A 15,252-nucleotide genomic window follows, 5' to 3' on the forward strand; every position below is an offset into this window, starting at 1 on the left:
GATCTTAAAATAACATAGCAGCATATCATTTAACCGTATTTTTGCGGCCCATGCAATTCGACTTACAACATACAGATGCTAAATCCAGAGCCAGAGCTGGAACGATAACCACGGATCACGGTCAAATTCAGACTCCAATCTTTATGCCTGTGGGTACCGCAGGGACGGTCAAAGCTGTTCATCAGCGAGAGTTGAAAGAGGATATTAAAGCCCAAATCATTTTGGGAAACACCTATCACCTATACATGCGTCCTGGCCTTGATATCATAGAGCAAGCGGGAGGCCTTCATAAGTTTAATGGCTGGGATAAACCTATTCTAACTGACAGTGGAGGTTACCAGGTGTACTCACTTGCTGACAATCGGAAAATCGTGGAAGAGGGCGTTCACTTTCAGTCCCACAAAGATGGTAGTCGTCATTTTTTTACGCCTGAATCCATCATGGATATTCAGCGTACGATAGGTGCTGATATTATCATGGCGTTTGATGAATGCACCCCGTATCCGTGTGAATACGATTATGCAGAAAAATCTATGCACATGACAAATCGCTGGCTGGATAGATGCATAAATCGATTTGACGAGACAGAAGGAAAATATGGTTATAGCCAAACCCTTTTCCCCATTGTTCAGGGAAGTGTCTATAAAGATTTACGAACTCAGTCTGCAGAATATATCGCCAGCAAAGAGCGAGAGGGGAATGCCATTGGAGGTCTTTCTGTGGGGGAGCCGGCTGAAGATATGTATGAAATGACGGATCATGTATGTGGTATTCTCCCAACGGACAAGCCACGTTACCTGATGGGGGTAGGTACCCCTGCCAACATTCTTGAGTGCATTGCGCTGGGAGTTGATATGTTTGATTGCGTCATGCCTACCCGGAATGCGCGAAATGGAATGCTTTTTACCACTCAGGGGATCATCAATATCCGGAATGAAAAATGGAAGGATGACTTTACTCCAATCGATCCGGAATTAGGAGGATATGCCAGTACTTTTTACACAAAAGGGTATTTGCGCCATTTGATCACCAGCAATGAAATTCTTGGCGCACAAATTGCAAGCATCCAGAATCTTACTTTCTACCTATGGCTGGTAGGGGAAGCGAGAAAACAGATACTAAATGATAACTTCGCTAGCTGGAAAGAAACCATGGTCAAAAAAGTAAGTCAGCGCCTTTAGAAAAGGATGAAAAAACTTGATTGGTACATACTAAAAAAGATCCTGATCACCTTCGTGTTTGTCGTGGGGATGTTTGAGGTGATTATCTGTGTACTTGACTATGCAGATAAGAACGATGACTTTATTAAAAATGAAGTAAGTCTAAATCAGATATACAATTACTATATCACCTTCATTCCTTTTATCGCGGGCTTATTAACTCCAATTACAGTTTTTATAGCCACAGTTTTTGTGACTGCTCAGCTAGCAGCAAAAACTGAGATTATAGCCATTCTGGCAAGCGGTGTAAGCTTTAGGCGGATGCTTTTCCCTTACTTGATTGCTGCCCTGATGATTGGAACAGCGAGTTTTTACCTCAATAGCTATGTAATTCCTGAGGCCAATAAATTCCGAATTGATTTTGAATATGAATACCTAAAAGATCCATTTTACAATACAGATAAACACATCCATTTAAAGATCGCAGAGCGTGATAGCCTCGAAGACTACATATACATGTATCGCTATGATGTGAGGAGAGATGTGGGGTCTTCGGTGACTTTAGAGACAGTAAGTGGAACGCAACTGGTAGAAAAAGTAACAGCGAGGCAGATAGAATGGAACGATGAAACAGGTAAATGGAAGCTGAAGCGGTGGCAAAATCGTGAAATCAAAGATCGTGAGGAAATCATTACTGAAGGTGATGAATTGGATACACTGCTAAACATGTCTCCAGAAGATTTTGGAAACAAAGAACGAATCTGGGAGACAATGACGATGACCGAGCTCAATCATTACATCGCAAGACAGAAGTCACGAGGTGCTGATGATGTCCACATTTTTCAGGTGGAGGAATACATTCGATACATGTCGCCCTTTACGGTGCTCATCCTGATGGCTATTGGTGTGATCGTGGCAGCCCGAAAGTCACGCCAGGGAACAGGCTTTCAGATTGCACTAGGATTCGTTATTGCTTTTGCATTTATCATCGCTTTTGTACTGGCACGTGCCATTGCGGAAGCGCAATCCATGAATACGGTTTTAGCTATCTGGATGCCAAATATCATTTTTGCGACAGTAGCTGTTTTTCTCTATAAAACTGTCCCGAGATGATACAGGAGCGCAAAGACTACCTCACACTTCACTTCATAGTGTTGATTTGGGGATTTACAGCTATTCTGGGTCTCTTGATTAATATCCCCTCGGTGGAGGTTGTTTTTTACCGCACGTTGATTGCGGCAATAGGCTTATTCGTTGTTTTGAAATTTTGGAAAAGGCCGCTCCGCATCAACTCCTCAAAACATGTATGGATCATTCTTGGAACAGGTGCACTCATTGCAGCTCACTGGATCTTGTTTTTTCTTTCTGCACGTATTTCTAACGCTTCAGTCTGTTTGGCAGGTATGGCCACATGTTCACTTTGGACGAGCCTAATAGAGCCAATTTCTCAGGGTAGAAAAATAAAGGGGTTTGAAGTGTTACTAAGCATCATTGCCTTTATTGGAATAGGTGTAATATTCAATGTGGAGTTTGATTATCTCTCGGGCTTGCTTACGGCAGTCCTATCTGCATTCATTGCCTCTGTGTTTACTGTAATCAATGGCAGATTAACTAAAACCTACGATCCTTATGTCATTACCTTTTATGAAATGGTAGGAGCTTGTGTAGCAATCGCTATGTTCTTTCCTATCTACAGCATGTATTTTGTTGATAGTCTTACCCTCAATCCATCAGCTTCAGATTGGTTGTATTTAGGTGTTCTTGCGATTGTTTGTACGGTATATGCCTACTCCATTTCTGTTGAGCTAATGAAGCGACTTTCAGCTTTTTCAATCAATCTGGTAGTAAATCTGGAGCCTGTCTATGGAATCATCCTTGCTTTGATTATTTTCGGTGATAGTGAAGAGATGAGCCCTGGGTTTTATTTGGGTACCTTATTAATCCTAACCTCTGTACTTCTCTATCCGTTATTGAATCGGCGCTACAAGAAAAAAGCGCTTTCAACCGATATAATCAGATAATATGCTTTTAACAACAACAAACAATGTGGAGGGAAAATCGATCTCCACGTATTATGGAATGGTCACTGGTGAAGCCATCATTGGCGCAAATATTTTCAAAGACATATTCGCATCTATTACGGATATCGTTGGAGGTCGGTCAGGTGCTTACGAAAAGTCTCTAAAGGACGCGAAGAACATTGCTATTCAAGAGCTAATGAGTGCTGCCGAGGCACTTGGAGCTAATGCCGTTATTGCCATTGATCTTGATTATGAAACCCTGGGGAAAGATTCTGGAATGATGATGGTGAGTGCGAGTGGTACCGCTGTGAAACTTACCTAGGGCTACAGGAAACAATCACCTTTCCATGATGCTGCCCTTCCCCAAAATGCTGAATGGCCTCACCTGTTTTCTCTAAAGGGTAAGGGCCATCAATAAATGATTTGATCTTACCAGATTGGTACAAATCATGAATTTGTTCCAGGTCTTTGTTGGCGTCAAGAGGCACTACATAAACGGGCTTTTTCATTACATTCTGAGTAAAAGCGATCTGTAGAAGTCGGCCAATTTTACCGCCCACTGTTACATATCTTCCATTCGGTTTCAATACTTTTTGGTAGGCCTTTGGAGCTCGTGTGGTTTTAGCATCGAGAATTAAATCATACTTATCGTTACTCCTGGTAAAGTCTTCCTTTTTGTAGTCGATGACATGGTCAAAGCCGGCTTCTTTCATGGCTTCTAATTTGTCACCTGTATCTACACCGGTCACCTGACAATTATGGGCCTTTGCGATTTGTAATCCAATTGAACCAACGCCACCTCCGGCACCATTGATTAAAACATTCATTTCATTTTTGATTTTACCAAAATCCACCAATCCCTGCCAGGCCAGGTTTGCGGCATGAGAAAGTGCTGCAGCCTCTTCAAAAGGAAGGTATTCAGGCTTTCTGACAATTGCGTTCTCATGGATTGCGATATATTCGGCAAAACTTCCAAAGCCATGGGCAGAAATATCACCGTAAACAGCATCTCCAACATTGAATTTTGTCACGTCCTCTCCACAGGATTCAACAACTCCTGAAAGCTCCATGCCGGGAATGGGATGTTTTGGTTTAAACAAGCCAAAGAGGAGCCGGTAGAGTTTAGGTTCACCTCTCACCATACTCCAGTCGTAATCGTTTACAGCACTAAAATGTACCTTGATTAAAACCTCCTTGGATTTTGGAGTGGGCTTTTCCACTTCTTTCAGTTGTAACTGAGAAGTGGGGCCATAGGATTTACAAACGATCGCTTTCACAAATTGGTCGGTTAAGTTGACCAATTTAGGACGTTTGAGATTATCAAAGAGTTACAAATTGATCAAACTTCCTTATCCATTAAATCTGTGACCACATGATAGCGCGGATCATCGATGGATGATACAATCATATGTTCAAATTCCGGACTGGCTTTATGAAGCAATGTTTTGCACTCAGGACTCAAATGAACCAGTTTGACTTGTTTGCCATATTCTTTGTATTTCTGCTCCAGAGCATAGATGGCCTCAATACCTGAGTGATCACTCACTCTGGACTCCATGAAGTCCAATTCAATAACCTCAGGGTCATTGGCTGCATCAAACTTAGAATTGAATGCCTGAACGGAACCGAAGAAGAGGGGCCCCCAGATTTCATACACCTTGGTGCCATCTTCTTTCATGAATTTGCGCGCTCGGATCATTGTCGCGTTTTGCCATGCAAAAACCAATGCAGACATGATCACCCCCACGATTACCGCGATAGCCAAATCCTGCCATACGGTGATTGCTGAAACGGTTACCAAAACAATGGCATCAGCCAATGGGATTTTATTAATGATGCGGAAGCTACTCCAGGCGAAGGTTCCGATTACCACCATAAACATCACACCAACTAATGCTGCGATTGGGATTTGCTCAATGAGGGGAGCTGCAAACAGGATGAAGCATAGTAATGCGACTGCTGCGGTAATTCCTGAGAGACGTCCTCTACCACCGGAGCTTACATTGATGATTGACTGACCAATCATCGCGCACCCGCCCATTCCACCGAACAGGCCATTAAGAATATTTGCACCACCCTGCGCCACACATTCACGGTTTCCGCTCCCTCGGGTCTCAGTCATTTCATCGATGAGATTAAGAGTCATGAGGGACTCAATTAAGCCGACAGCTGCTAATAGAAAAGCAGTAGAGATGATCAATCCCCAATGACCATTGAGCGTATCGAGCAAACCAAAGATTTGTAATTGGAGACTTGGTAGACTCCCTTCCAATCCGTTTCCCCCGCCTTCTTTAATGAAAGATCCAACAGTGCTCACATCCAGCCCTCCAAAAATGGTGATGCATGCTACCACTACAATACCGACCAAGGCAGAAGGTATTTTTTTTGTGAGCTTAGGCAGAAGAAACATGATAGCCATTGTTAAGCCTACCAGACCAAGCATGATGATAAGGTCTTGTCCTTGCATCCATTGGTATTCGCCGTTCACACGCTCTTTGAAAAGACCTAGCTGAGATAGGAAGATGACGATCGCAAGCCCGTTTACAAAGCCCATCATCACTGAGTGTGGAATGAGTCTTACGAATTTTCCAAGACGCAATACTCCTGCCATAGATTGAATAACACCAACAATAAGTAGCGTAATAAAGAGCCATTGTAGTCCCAGGTTTTCCACTGGAGTGGCTAAGGTCATTCCCACTTCATTACCCTTCTGGATCATGTGCACCATCACTACTGCCATGGCGCCAGTAGCTCCCGAGATCATGCCAGGTCTTCCGCCAAACATGGATGTGACGATTCCCATCATAAATGCTCCATACAGTCCAACCATGGGGTCAACTCCCGCCACAAAGGCAAAGGCTACTGCTTCCGGTACCAGTGCGAGTGCCACCGTAAGCCCGGATAGGATGTCATTTTTAGGATTAAAAGTGAAGTTTCGGAATAATCTTTTCACGTGTGTCGAGTCTGTTTTTTATAGGCACGCAAGGAATTCGCATTGGAATTGATCAGAATTAAATTCTAATTATACTCACCAATGCTCATTTCATTGCTGTGCTTAAATGAGCGCGCAAAGATAGAATATTCGGGGATGGGGAGCAGGGTTTGTTTGGTTATTTCTGGAAGTATGAGAGGTCTGTCTTATGGTTAATAGAACTGATGAAATCTAATGGTTCAACCTCGCCTCAAATAATAATCAGCCTAGCTATGATTTGGTTTGTTTATCGAATTATATCTGGCCCTCACGAATAAAAAACATTTGGCACCCTATTTTGGTTACTTTTTCACCGTGATTCAATTTCTCGCAAAATTTTCACTATTCGTATTCCTGTCATTGATGCCATTTATTGGTAGTAGTCAGCAATGTCTTCAATTGTTAGACAGTGCGCAGTTAATGATGAAAGCCAATGCGGTGATCACAACCAAAGTGGCAAATAAGCTGAAAGCTTTATTGGACTCTGGAGTGTGCAAAGATCAAATCGGATATCCGGAAGCTTATTCAAGCCTGGGCTCAGTATATATGAGTCTCAATCAGCAATCAAATGCCATTGCATCGCTAAAAAGTGCACTGGATCTGAAACTGAAAGAAGCAGATTCTACAAGTATAGAGCTTGTGCCATTTTATGAAAACCTTTTCAGTATCCATAAGGATGTAGGAAACTACCGAACGGCTGGAAACTACCTGGTAAAATCAAGTGAACTTGTAGGTAAAACCAATTCCCCGTTAGCTTACTTCAATCATTTGATGAGGACAATTATTTTTTATCGAGAGACAGGGCAGTACGATCTAAGTGAGAAGTTTTTAGCTGAAGCTGAAAGCTATAGAGAGGAATTTTTCAGTGACAATGATTCAATTAAAGGAGTGTTGTTGGTTGAATCCGGAACGCTTCATACCATTGACGGAAGATATGAAAAGGCCAATGAAGACCTGGAACGAGCAGTTCAAATTTTGAGATCATCATTTCCCATGATTCACACGAGGGCTGTAGACAGACTGGCCAAACTAAAGTATAAAGAAGGGGATTTTACTACTTCAGAGGTGGAACTCTTAAGTAACATAAATTTTAAGGAAACTCATTTTCCGGATGATACCCTTTTGCTGGTAGAGTCGCTAAATAATCTAGGGCTACTCTACTTTAGGATCAATGATTTGGATAATGCAAAAAAGTACTTTCAACTTTTAAAGAAAGTAGGTAATAATTACAATATCATTGAACCGTATGCGCTCAATAACCTGGGTGTGATTAGCATGCGCCAAGGAGACTTTCAAAATGCAAAGTCTAATTTTCAAGAATGCCTGGTGCTATTCAAGCAAACCTTTGGAACTCTTCATCCTGATTACAGTAATACATTAAATAATCTGGCTGGCCTGACACTAGCGGAAGGAAATCCACAAAGAGCACTGTCATATTATACGCAGGTACTGGACTCGGACCGGGTTCTTTATGGTACTAATCACATCAACTATGCAACTACACTCTCCAATGTCTCAAGAGTGTACAAATTGCTGGGATATACAGATATGTCCACTAGACTGCTCAATGAATCATCGGTCATAAAACGAAAAGTGCTGGGTTCACAGCATCACCTATACGCCGAAAGTATTAAAGAGCTCGGCGTGAATTTGTTGGCAAAAGGTGACACAATGCGCGCATTAACCTATTTTGATTCAGCCTTGCAGATTGACGTTAGGCATATGTATGATGTATTCCCCGTACTCACCGATCGACAGAGAACCTTATTTTACAATGACATCCGAATTGATCTACAGCGATTTTCTTCAGTCAGCTTTTCAGAAAACTACTTTAATACGGTATGGGCTGAGAAAGCTCTAAACTTCAATATCAATACAAAATCGGCACTTTTTTATACATCTGATAAACTTCGATTGCTGGTTACCAATTCGTACGACACGAAACTTCGAAATAAATACATCCTTTGGCGGGAGAAGAAATTTGAGCTTGCCAGAGCGTACCTGATGACTTCTGCTGAGCGTAACAGACTTGGTTTAGAAATTACTGGTTTGGAGGAGGAGACTCAACAGTTAGAAAAAGAGATTGGTCTTTCGGTTGGAGCATTTAAGGATCAGGTTGAAAACACCTTTTATTCATGGGAAGATATCTCTAATGCTTTGCCTGATTCTACAGCTCTTCTGGAAATCCTTGAATTTAAAGATTTTGAATTACGAGGAGATTCTGCTTTAAGTCAGGGGTTCGTTGATGAATCCCGATATGTCGGGTTTATTATTTGGCCTGATGGCAGATTGCAAAGAATAAGTTGGCCGACAGGATTTGACTTCACCAAATTCTATAAGAATTATAAAAACTCGCTATTGTTTAGAGTAGAGGATAACACAACTTATCGAGCATTTTGGCAGGCGATAGATCAGAAATTAGAAGGGATTGAAAAGTTGTACTATGCACCTGATGGCATCTGGCATAAAATGAACCCATCGATTTTTTATAACCCTGCCAAAATGGAATATGTGGCGGATAAATACCATACGGTAGTCATTACAAGTGGAAAGGATATTATTGAAAATGAAGAATCGAATTACTATCAGACCGCTACTACTATCGGAAACCCTGATTTTTCCAAAAACCCAGCAGAGATTCGATTAAATCAACTTCCTCAAGCTGCAGATGAAGCCAGAGATGTAAGTTACATTTTAGGAACCAATGGCTGGGAGACAGATACGCTCATTTTTGACTTAGCTACAGAGTCAAGAGTGAAGTCAATTTCCAGGCAAGGAATCTTACACATTGCAACTCACGGATATTTTTCTTCAGTCATTGAGGATAACAACCCATTACTTAATTCAGGTATTGTGCTGTCAAAAGGGGGAAGTGATCAAGACGGTTTATTAACTGCGTTCGAAGTAATAAACCTTAATCTTGAGGGAACTAAATTGGTCGTGTTGTCTGCTTGCGAGACAGGATTAGGTGAGGTAAGAAATGGGGAGGGCGTATTTGGTTTGCAGAGAGCCTTTTTAGTAGCGGGAGCAAGTCACCTTGTTCTTTCATTGCTCAAGGTAGGTGATTTGGAAACCAGGGAGTTTATGAATCTGTTTTACAGCTACCTGGTAGATGAGCCTGATGTAGATAAAGCATTTTTTGAAGCCAGAGCAGCTTATCGGACCATTTACCCAGACCCCAAAGAATGGGGCTCATTCATTCTGGTTTCTAAGAAATAAGCTATAAGTAAATCACAATTTCTTCTCCGGGGCTGAGCGCTTCTTTGATTTGATTGATTTCAATAATTATTTCTTCAATGGCACCAAACTTATTGGCAATGGAAGCCACGGTATCTCCTTGCTTTACGATATAGTTCAGATATGTTTTATCCAAGTCTGATTCCGGTATGATATAGCGGAGGTTTGGAGTCGTATGCTTTGGGTCAAACACACGAAGCACATGACCTTCTTTTAGTAATTGAGACGTTAAACCATTCCATTCTTTCAATTTTGAAGGACTGATGGCTAAAATTTCAGATGCTTTGTCCAGGCTTATGTCTTTCTTCAATAAGAATATTTCAGGATGTGAAAATGTCACAGGTTCTTTTGTATAGACTCTTAATTCAGCACGTCTGTTGAATAATCGACTATACCAAGAGTCTGATATGCTAAGTGGATTGCCCTCTCCATTTGCAAATACACGCATCTGCTGAGGCGGAATGCCAAGCATACGGAGCTCATTCATTGCAGCAATCCCTCTTCGTTCACTTAACTCAAAATTGTACGCAGCACTTCCAATATGGTCTGCATGAGTATGTATATCGACCAACAATATATTTTCGATATCAAATTGACCTAGAAGGTCCTTGAGCGTCTCTTTTGATTCACTTCTTAGCTGATCTGAATTGAAATCGAAATAGATTTTTTCAAACTCATATTCATAGTAGAAATATGAGAGACCAAGAACAGACGACTCTACTTCCTCCTGATTCACCTTCACATGAAACTTCGAAATGGTGTCAGGTAAAAGCCTGAATTCAAATTCACCTTTTTTATCTACTAATGTGGCAATTTCTATTTCATTTGAAATTCGCAACCGGGCAATTGATCCCGGTTCTGCAGATCCGATTATGTTACGGTGAAGATGTTTGGATTTTGTAACCACTTCTAGCTGACGCGTAGGATCAAACAGTTCATAGCTTTTAAAATCTTCGATTCGAAAGGTTTCCAGGCTTAAGGAATTGGTTACTAACTGAACCATTTGAATCAGCGCCTCTTCGGTAAGAAAACTTTTTAATAACTCAATTTCACCTTGAAAATCGTAGGTGTAAATATCAAAATCACCAGACCTGTTAGATGAAGCGAAACCAGGGTGGAAATACGTGTCATCAAAAGGACTATTAAATGGGGGTCCTAGATTATAAATCTGCGGTGAATAGAATGAAATCCCTTTTGCTAGATAATAATCATAGCCTCCATATCCAGCTTGCCCATTGGATGAAAATACCAGACCTCCAAAAGCTGAAGAGTAATAAGGGGTAATTTCATTCGCATGGGTGTTAATCGCGGCTCCCATATTAATGGGAACCATCCATTCTGATTCACTCGCTTTAATTGACATCCAGATATCCATTCCACCAATTCCACCAGGCCTGTCAGAGCTAAAAAACAAGGTATCACCTGTGACGCTGATACTTGGTTGCTTTGAGTGAAAGCCTTCCCTATTTATATTTTCATCTAATGGTTGAGCTTGACTCCATTTGCCATCAACATACAGAGATTTTACGATTTTACATGGCTTGTTTTGATCACAATGCGTAAAGTAGAAGGCTTTGCCATCTTTGGAAAACGATCCTGTGGCTTCTGACCAGGGGGAGTTGAGTATTGAGAAAGCTTTGTTGGGAGTCACAGTTGAGTCGCCTAAATCGAAGCTGACAACATTAGGTAGCAATCCACCATACTGGTTATCCAGGTATTGCTTTTTCTTTGTTTTGGATGATGTGGAGAGTACAATCTGATCATCTGTGTATTTGATTGCACCAAAATCATTGCCATCTGTATTGATGCCATACATCTTTCTGAAATTCCTGTTGTTGTTAGTTAAAGATTGTCGGAGACCCAATTGGCACCCTTCTTTTTGAAGTTTAGTGATGTCATATAGTTCATCCTGATTATCAATCTGCTTTAAAAGCTTTTGAAAAACAGAATCTGCTTTCTGATATGCACTTTCCATTTTAAGTAAAACGCCATAGTAATAAATGGCTTCAGCATTGAAATAGTCATCAACCAAGAGTTCTTGAAAATGAAATTTAGCCTCTTGATATTTCAATGAGTTATATGCACTCATCGCTAATTTGAAACAGGTTTGTTTTTGACCTGGCTTCATCTCAAGAATATGCTGATAGAAGTCCATTGCTTCACTAAACTCGCCAGCCTCATAATATTGATCTGCTATTGTTTTAAGTTGATTCATGGATTGCGTAAACCCGCCCAAGCTTACTGTCAGGCTCATTAGAAAAAATATCGCTTTAAAAACTCTCAAAATAATGGGTTATTCACCTTAATAATTGAATTGAGCTTATTGAAACTGTAGGAAAATGATATTTCAAACGTCGAGTTACCTTGATCCGAGACGATGACTTCATTTGAGTTGATTGATGAACTATTGAAGTCAATGCTTCCACCTACTTGCATGTTTTTGTATCGTATTCCTCCAAGTAAGATGAAGGAATCATTGACCCTGTACCACCCACCTATTTGAACAATAGTTGTCGCTTTAGGATCAACATAGGTTGAAAAGTACATTCCGTTGTTAAATTGAAATTGTCCTCGTTTTCTAAGAATTAGCGAAGAGGGGTGAATAAAAAGGTTCCTGGAAATTCGAATCTTGGCTGTAGCTATCGTTTTAATGACGGAAGCCTTTCTACCCACGCCATTGGCAATAAGCCTTGTTTTTGGTTTATTTAGATAGTCAGCTGAGATTCCTATAAGGAATGCATTTTGCTGAAGAAGCGGATTTTCATGATCAGTAAAAGAAAATATAAAGCCGCTATTAAAAATTGCATAAGTGTTTCCATTTTCGTTTAATTTTTCTCCTTGTTGCGTATTATCATAACCGATATAGGGATTGTATTGAGATCCAAATTGGAGTCCATCAGTATTTAGTTTGTTCATTACGATTCCGCCCTGCAGGCCGAAAGAAAGCTTCATCAATCCTTTAACATCAAATGGAATCACATAAGATGCTGTCGCCAAAGCAGCTGTAGATTGATAAACGCCCTTGAATCCTGCTTTCTCCTGTACCACAGTCAGTCCAATGCCACCGTTTTGTTGTACCCTGGAGGTCGTTTTTTGCAATGGGTGAATGAAAGAAGCCAAACTAAGCTGCTTCACAGATCCGTCTTTGGTTTCTTGCGCTGATTTGTGGTTTACCTTCAAGGTAGGAGCAGATTCAAAAGATGCGAAAGCAGGGTTGAGATGAATGGATGTAGAAAAGAATTGAGAGAATTGACCATCCTGAGCAATGACAACTCGCATACCAAAAAATAGCGCTATAGTAATAATGTATCTCACCGTGTCAGAAATGTCGTACTCTTTTTATTGAAATTGCCATCTGCAGAATTGAGCTCAATTGAATAGAAATAGGCGCCTTGTGGAGCTTCTTTTCCATTTGGTAGGTAGCCGTCCCATCCTATTAGGTTCATGTCCGGATTCGAATAGAATTCCTGAAAAATGACATTGTTGAATTGATCCCAAATGGTCATTTCAAGTGAATTTATTGTTGTTCCCTGAAGAAATGGTCTTAATTTTTTATTCGTATGGTTTTGGGCATTTGGTGAAAAAATGTTTGGCACATAAAATTGAAGCTCTGAAGCTGCCGGTTGTAGTCCGATTGCTAAAATGTATTTGTTTCCGGTTTCTAGAAGAAGGTTTTGAGCGGCTATAATTTTTCCAAATGTGCGATCGTCACTTTTATTCAACATTGATGTTTTTAAGAGGTGATAGCTGTTCATTACGGGTGGCAAACATGCGATGACAGGCTTATATTCAGGAGCTCTTATTGTGCTATCTGTTATTAATTCAGCAAGGTTAATTCCATTAAAAGCTAGAGTAGGAATAGAAGAAGCACGTTCTCCCATGTATTCAATAGACCATGCTAAATTTCCATATACTCCGATTAGCGAATCACCAACAATAGGAAAACTTAAATCAGGGTTAATCATCGTAACCTTGACTTCTGAATTTCCGGGAAGAGATGAAAGTGTCAAGGGGTTGAATATTCCGTCTTTGCCCATTGGGAAAAGCTGGTCTCCGGTATTTGTTTTTCTGACTAAAAGTGAACCTTCAATAAAGGAATTCTGAGATTCATTGGATATTGAACCAGTGCTTTTTAAAACGGTACTATTGGTGAAAACTATTCCATTAACAAGATCCAAAGACGCACCTACATGAGCGGAATCAAGAAAAAGACTGATACCATCCTCATTATTCACAAGAAGGGATGTAAATGAGACCGTATTCCCGAAAAGCGACTGATTTCCACTGCCGGATAACGAAATATGCCCAACTTGATTGATCGTTCCAAAATCTACATCATGCTGAAAATTAATTTCTCCATTGTTTTCAATGTCTCCATTTAGGTATGCTTGTCCACTGATGTGTAAGTCGGTTTCGGCTCCCAGACTAATACTTGTTGCCGCACCTGTAAACAGTTGAGCAGCAGCTTCGCAGACGGCTAATGAAAAAAGCAATATCGTTAGGAGCCTGATCATTCCTGAGATTTTCCAAGAAGTAGTGCCATTTTTTCCTCAAGTTCAGCCATTCGCTCATTCAGGTCTTTTATTTCTATTTGGTTGCTTTCAACTTCTTCATTCAAAGATGAAATGACTTCTTTCTGTTCTTTTACTGCTTGAAAAAGAATCGGTACAACGAATCCAAATTTGATTGACTTGAATCCATCATTTTCTTCTACAAGATCAGGGTATACACTTTCAAGTTCCTGGGCTATAAATCCATACTGAAGGCTTTTATCAAAATTGCCATTCTTATAATAGTAAGTATATGCCCCAAGTGAGTCGATTTTATCTAATGCCCCGCTCAATGGATTTATTTGTTCTTTTAATCGCCTGTCTGACGGGGTACCATTGACTGCTGTTACACGTCCTTTTTTGTCTATGGTAATAGATCCAGTAACTGCTATTGATCTTGTTCCCGGGCTTGCGAATACATCTTGCATTCTTAATGTGTCATTGCTGATTTCTAACCCTGAAAATGAATTTAACTGAACCGAAAGAGAAGTGCCGGCTCCACCGGCTAGTCCATCACCTGCAACAGTTGCATTGATATCTGCTGCATTGATAGTTGAGTTTGTGATTTCTGCTGTTGTTATTGTGCTAAGTGCTGCCAACGACCCAAGGGTGGGTTTATTTAACAGCGAATTGTAATCACCGTTGAAGTCATCGGAAGCATTGCTGTCATATCCACTTAGGTCGATAGTTGTAGCTCCAGGATCATTAGATAAGGCAATAATACCGCTGGTAAAAGTTAGATCCTGAATTTCATTGGTAGTTGACCCGTCAGCTTCGGTAGTTAAGTATCCATTGTTAGCGACGAACGTATCTACTTCCGCTTCTGTAAGGTTGGTGTCTGTATCATCGAGATACGCACTCAGGTCGATAGTAGTTGCCGCTCCATTTCCAGTTATTGTAAGATCGTTACCGGAAAGGTTTAGATCCTGAATTTCATTGGTAGTTGACCCGTCAGCTTCGGTAGTTAAGTATCCATTGTTAGCGACGAACGCATCTACTTCCGCTTCTGTAAGGTTGGTGTCGGTATTATCAAGATATGCACTTAGGTCGATAGTAGTTGCTGCCCCATTTCCAGTGATTGTAAGATCGTTACCGGAAAGGTTTAGATCCTGAATTTCATTGGTAGTTGACCCGTCAGCTTCGGTAGTTAAGTATCCATTGTTAGCGACGAACGCATCCACTTCCGCTTCGGTTAGCTGAGTATCTGTATCATCAAGATATGCACTTAGGTCGATGGTAGTTGCCGCCCCATTTCCAGTGATTGTAAGATCGTTACCGGAAAGGTTTAGATCCTGAATTTCATTGGTAGTTGA

11 protein-coding genes are annotated in these 15,252 nt (G+C 40.8%); 5 read left to right on the forward strand and 6 right to left on the reverse strand.

What is annotated here, in order from left to right:
- The first annotated feature begins 50 nt into the window (after positions 1-50).
- Genes tgt through CHB71_RS11060 form a run of 4 tightly spaced genes read left to right on the forward strand, consistent with a single transcriptional unit; the run spans position 51 to position 3,503 of the window.
- Positions 51-1,181, forward strand: a complete 1,131-nt coding sequence (gene tgt, locus CHB71_RS11045) for a tRNA guanosine(34) transglycosylase Tgt (RefSeq protein WP_089356965.1) — start codon at positions 51-53, stop codon at positions 1,179-1,181.
- A 6-nt stretch (positions 1,182-1,187) separates the two neighbouring features.
- Positions 1,188-2,273, forward strand: coding sequence for an LptF/LptG family permease (locus CHB71_RS11050; RefSeq protein ID WP_089356966.1), 1,086 nt, complete (start codon positions 1,188-1,190; stop codon positions 2,271-2,273).
- Positions 2,270-3,181: a DMT family transporter gene (locus tag CHB71_RS11055; protein ID WP_089356967.1), complete on the forward strand. Its 912-nt coding sequence runs from the start codon at positions 2,270-2,272 to the stop codon at positions 3,179-3,181. The genes CHB71_RS11050 and CHB71_RS11055 overlap by 4 nt, the downstream gene beginning before the upstream one ends.
- A 1-nt stretch (position 3,182) precedes the next feature.
- On the forward strand, positions 3,183-3,503 hold the full coding sequence (locus CHB71_RS11060) for a heavy metal-binding domain-containing protein (protein WP_089356968.1): 321 nt from the start codon (positions 3,183-3,185) through the stop codon (positions 3,501-3,503).
- Here the strand turns inward: CHB71_RS11060 and CHB71_RS11065 are convergent.
- Together CHB71_RS11065 and CHB71_RS11070 are read right to left on the reverse strand one after the other, a co-directional pair.
- Positions 3,496-4,458, reverse strand: a complete 963-nt coding sequence (locus CHB71_RS11065; protein WP_089357002.1) for an NAD(P)-dependent alcohol dehydrogenase — start codon at positions 4,456-4,458, stop codon at positions 3,496-3,498. The genes CHB71_RS11060 and CHB71_RS11065 overlap by 8 nt on opposite strands.
- Before the next feature lie 62 nt (positions 4,459-4,520).
- Positions 4,521-6,134 (reverse strand): SulP family inorganic anion transporter, encoded by a 1,614-nt coding sequence (locus tag CHB71_RS11070; protein ID WP_089356969.1) that lies wholly within the window; start codon positions 6,132-6,134, stop codon positions 4,521-4,523.
- Positions 6,135-6,467: 333 nt separating this feature from the next.
- On the opposite strand from CHB71_RS11070, the gene CHB71_RS11075 reads away from it, so the two are divergent.
- Positions 6,468-9,371 carry a CHAT domain-containing protein gene (locus tag CHB71_RS11075; RefSeq protein ID WP_144017397.1) on the forward strand — a complete coding sequence of 968 codons (2,904 nt, stop codon included), beginning with the start codon at positions 6,468-6,470 and terminating at the stop codon, positions 9,369-9,371.
- A gap of 1 nt (position 9,372) precedes the next feature.
- On the opposite strand, the gene CHB71_RS11080 is transcribed toward CHB71_RS11075, so the two are convergent.
- From CHB71_RS11080 to CHB71_RS11095, 4 genes are all read right to left on the reverse strand, one after another.
- On the reverse strand, positions 9,373-11,604 hold the full coding sequence (locus tag CHB71_RS11080) for an OmpA family protein (RefSeq protein ID WP_179213382.1): 2,232 nt from the start codon (positions 11,602-11,604) through the stop codon (positions 9,373-9,375).
- A 65-nt stretch (positions 11,605-11,669) separates the two neighbouring features.
- The gene (locus tag CHB71_RS11085; protein WP_179213383.1) at positions 11,670-12,704 is read right to left on the reverse strand and encodes a PorP/SprF family type IX secretion system membrane protein; all 1,035 of its coding nucleotides are present in this window, start codon (positions 12,702-12,704) and stop codon (positions 11,670-11,672) included.
- Entirely contained in the window at positions 12,701-13,903 is a 1,203-nt protein-coding gene (locus CHB71_RS11090; RefSeq protein ID WP_089356973.1) for a gliding motility-associated C-terminal domain-containing protein, read from the reverse strand. Before CHB71_RS11090 ends, CHB71_RS11085 begins: the two co-directional genes overlap by 4 nt.
- A partial coding sequence (locus tag CHB71_RS11095) for a tail fiber domain-containing protein (protein WP_179213384.1) occupies positions 13,900-15,252 on the reverse strand: 1,353 nt, incomplete at its 5' end. The genes CHB71_RS11090 and CHB71_RS11095, both read right to left, overlap by 4 nt.

The organism is Ekhidna lutea (assembly GCF_900188325.1).
Taxonomy (GTDB): domain Bacteria; phylum Bacteroidota; class Bacteroidia; order Cytophagales; family Cyclobacteriaceae; genus Ekhidna; species Ekhidna lutea.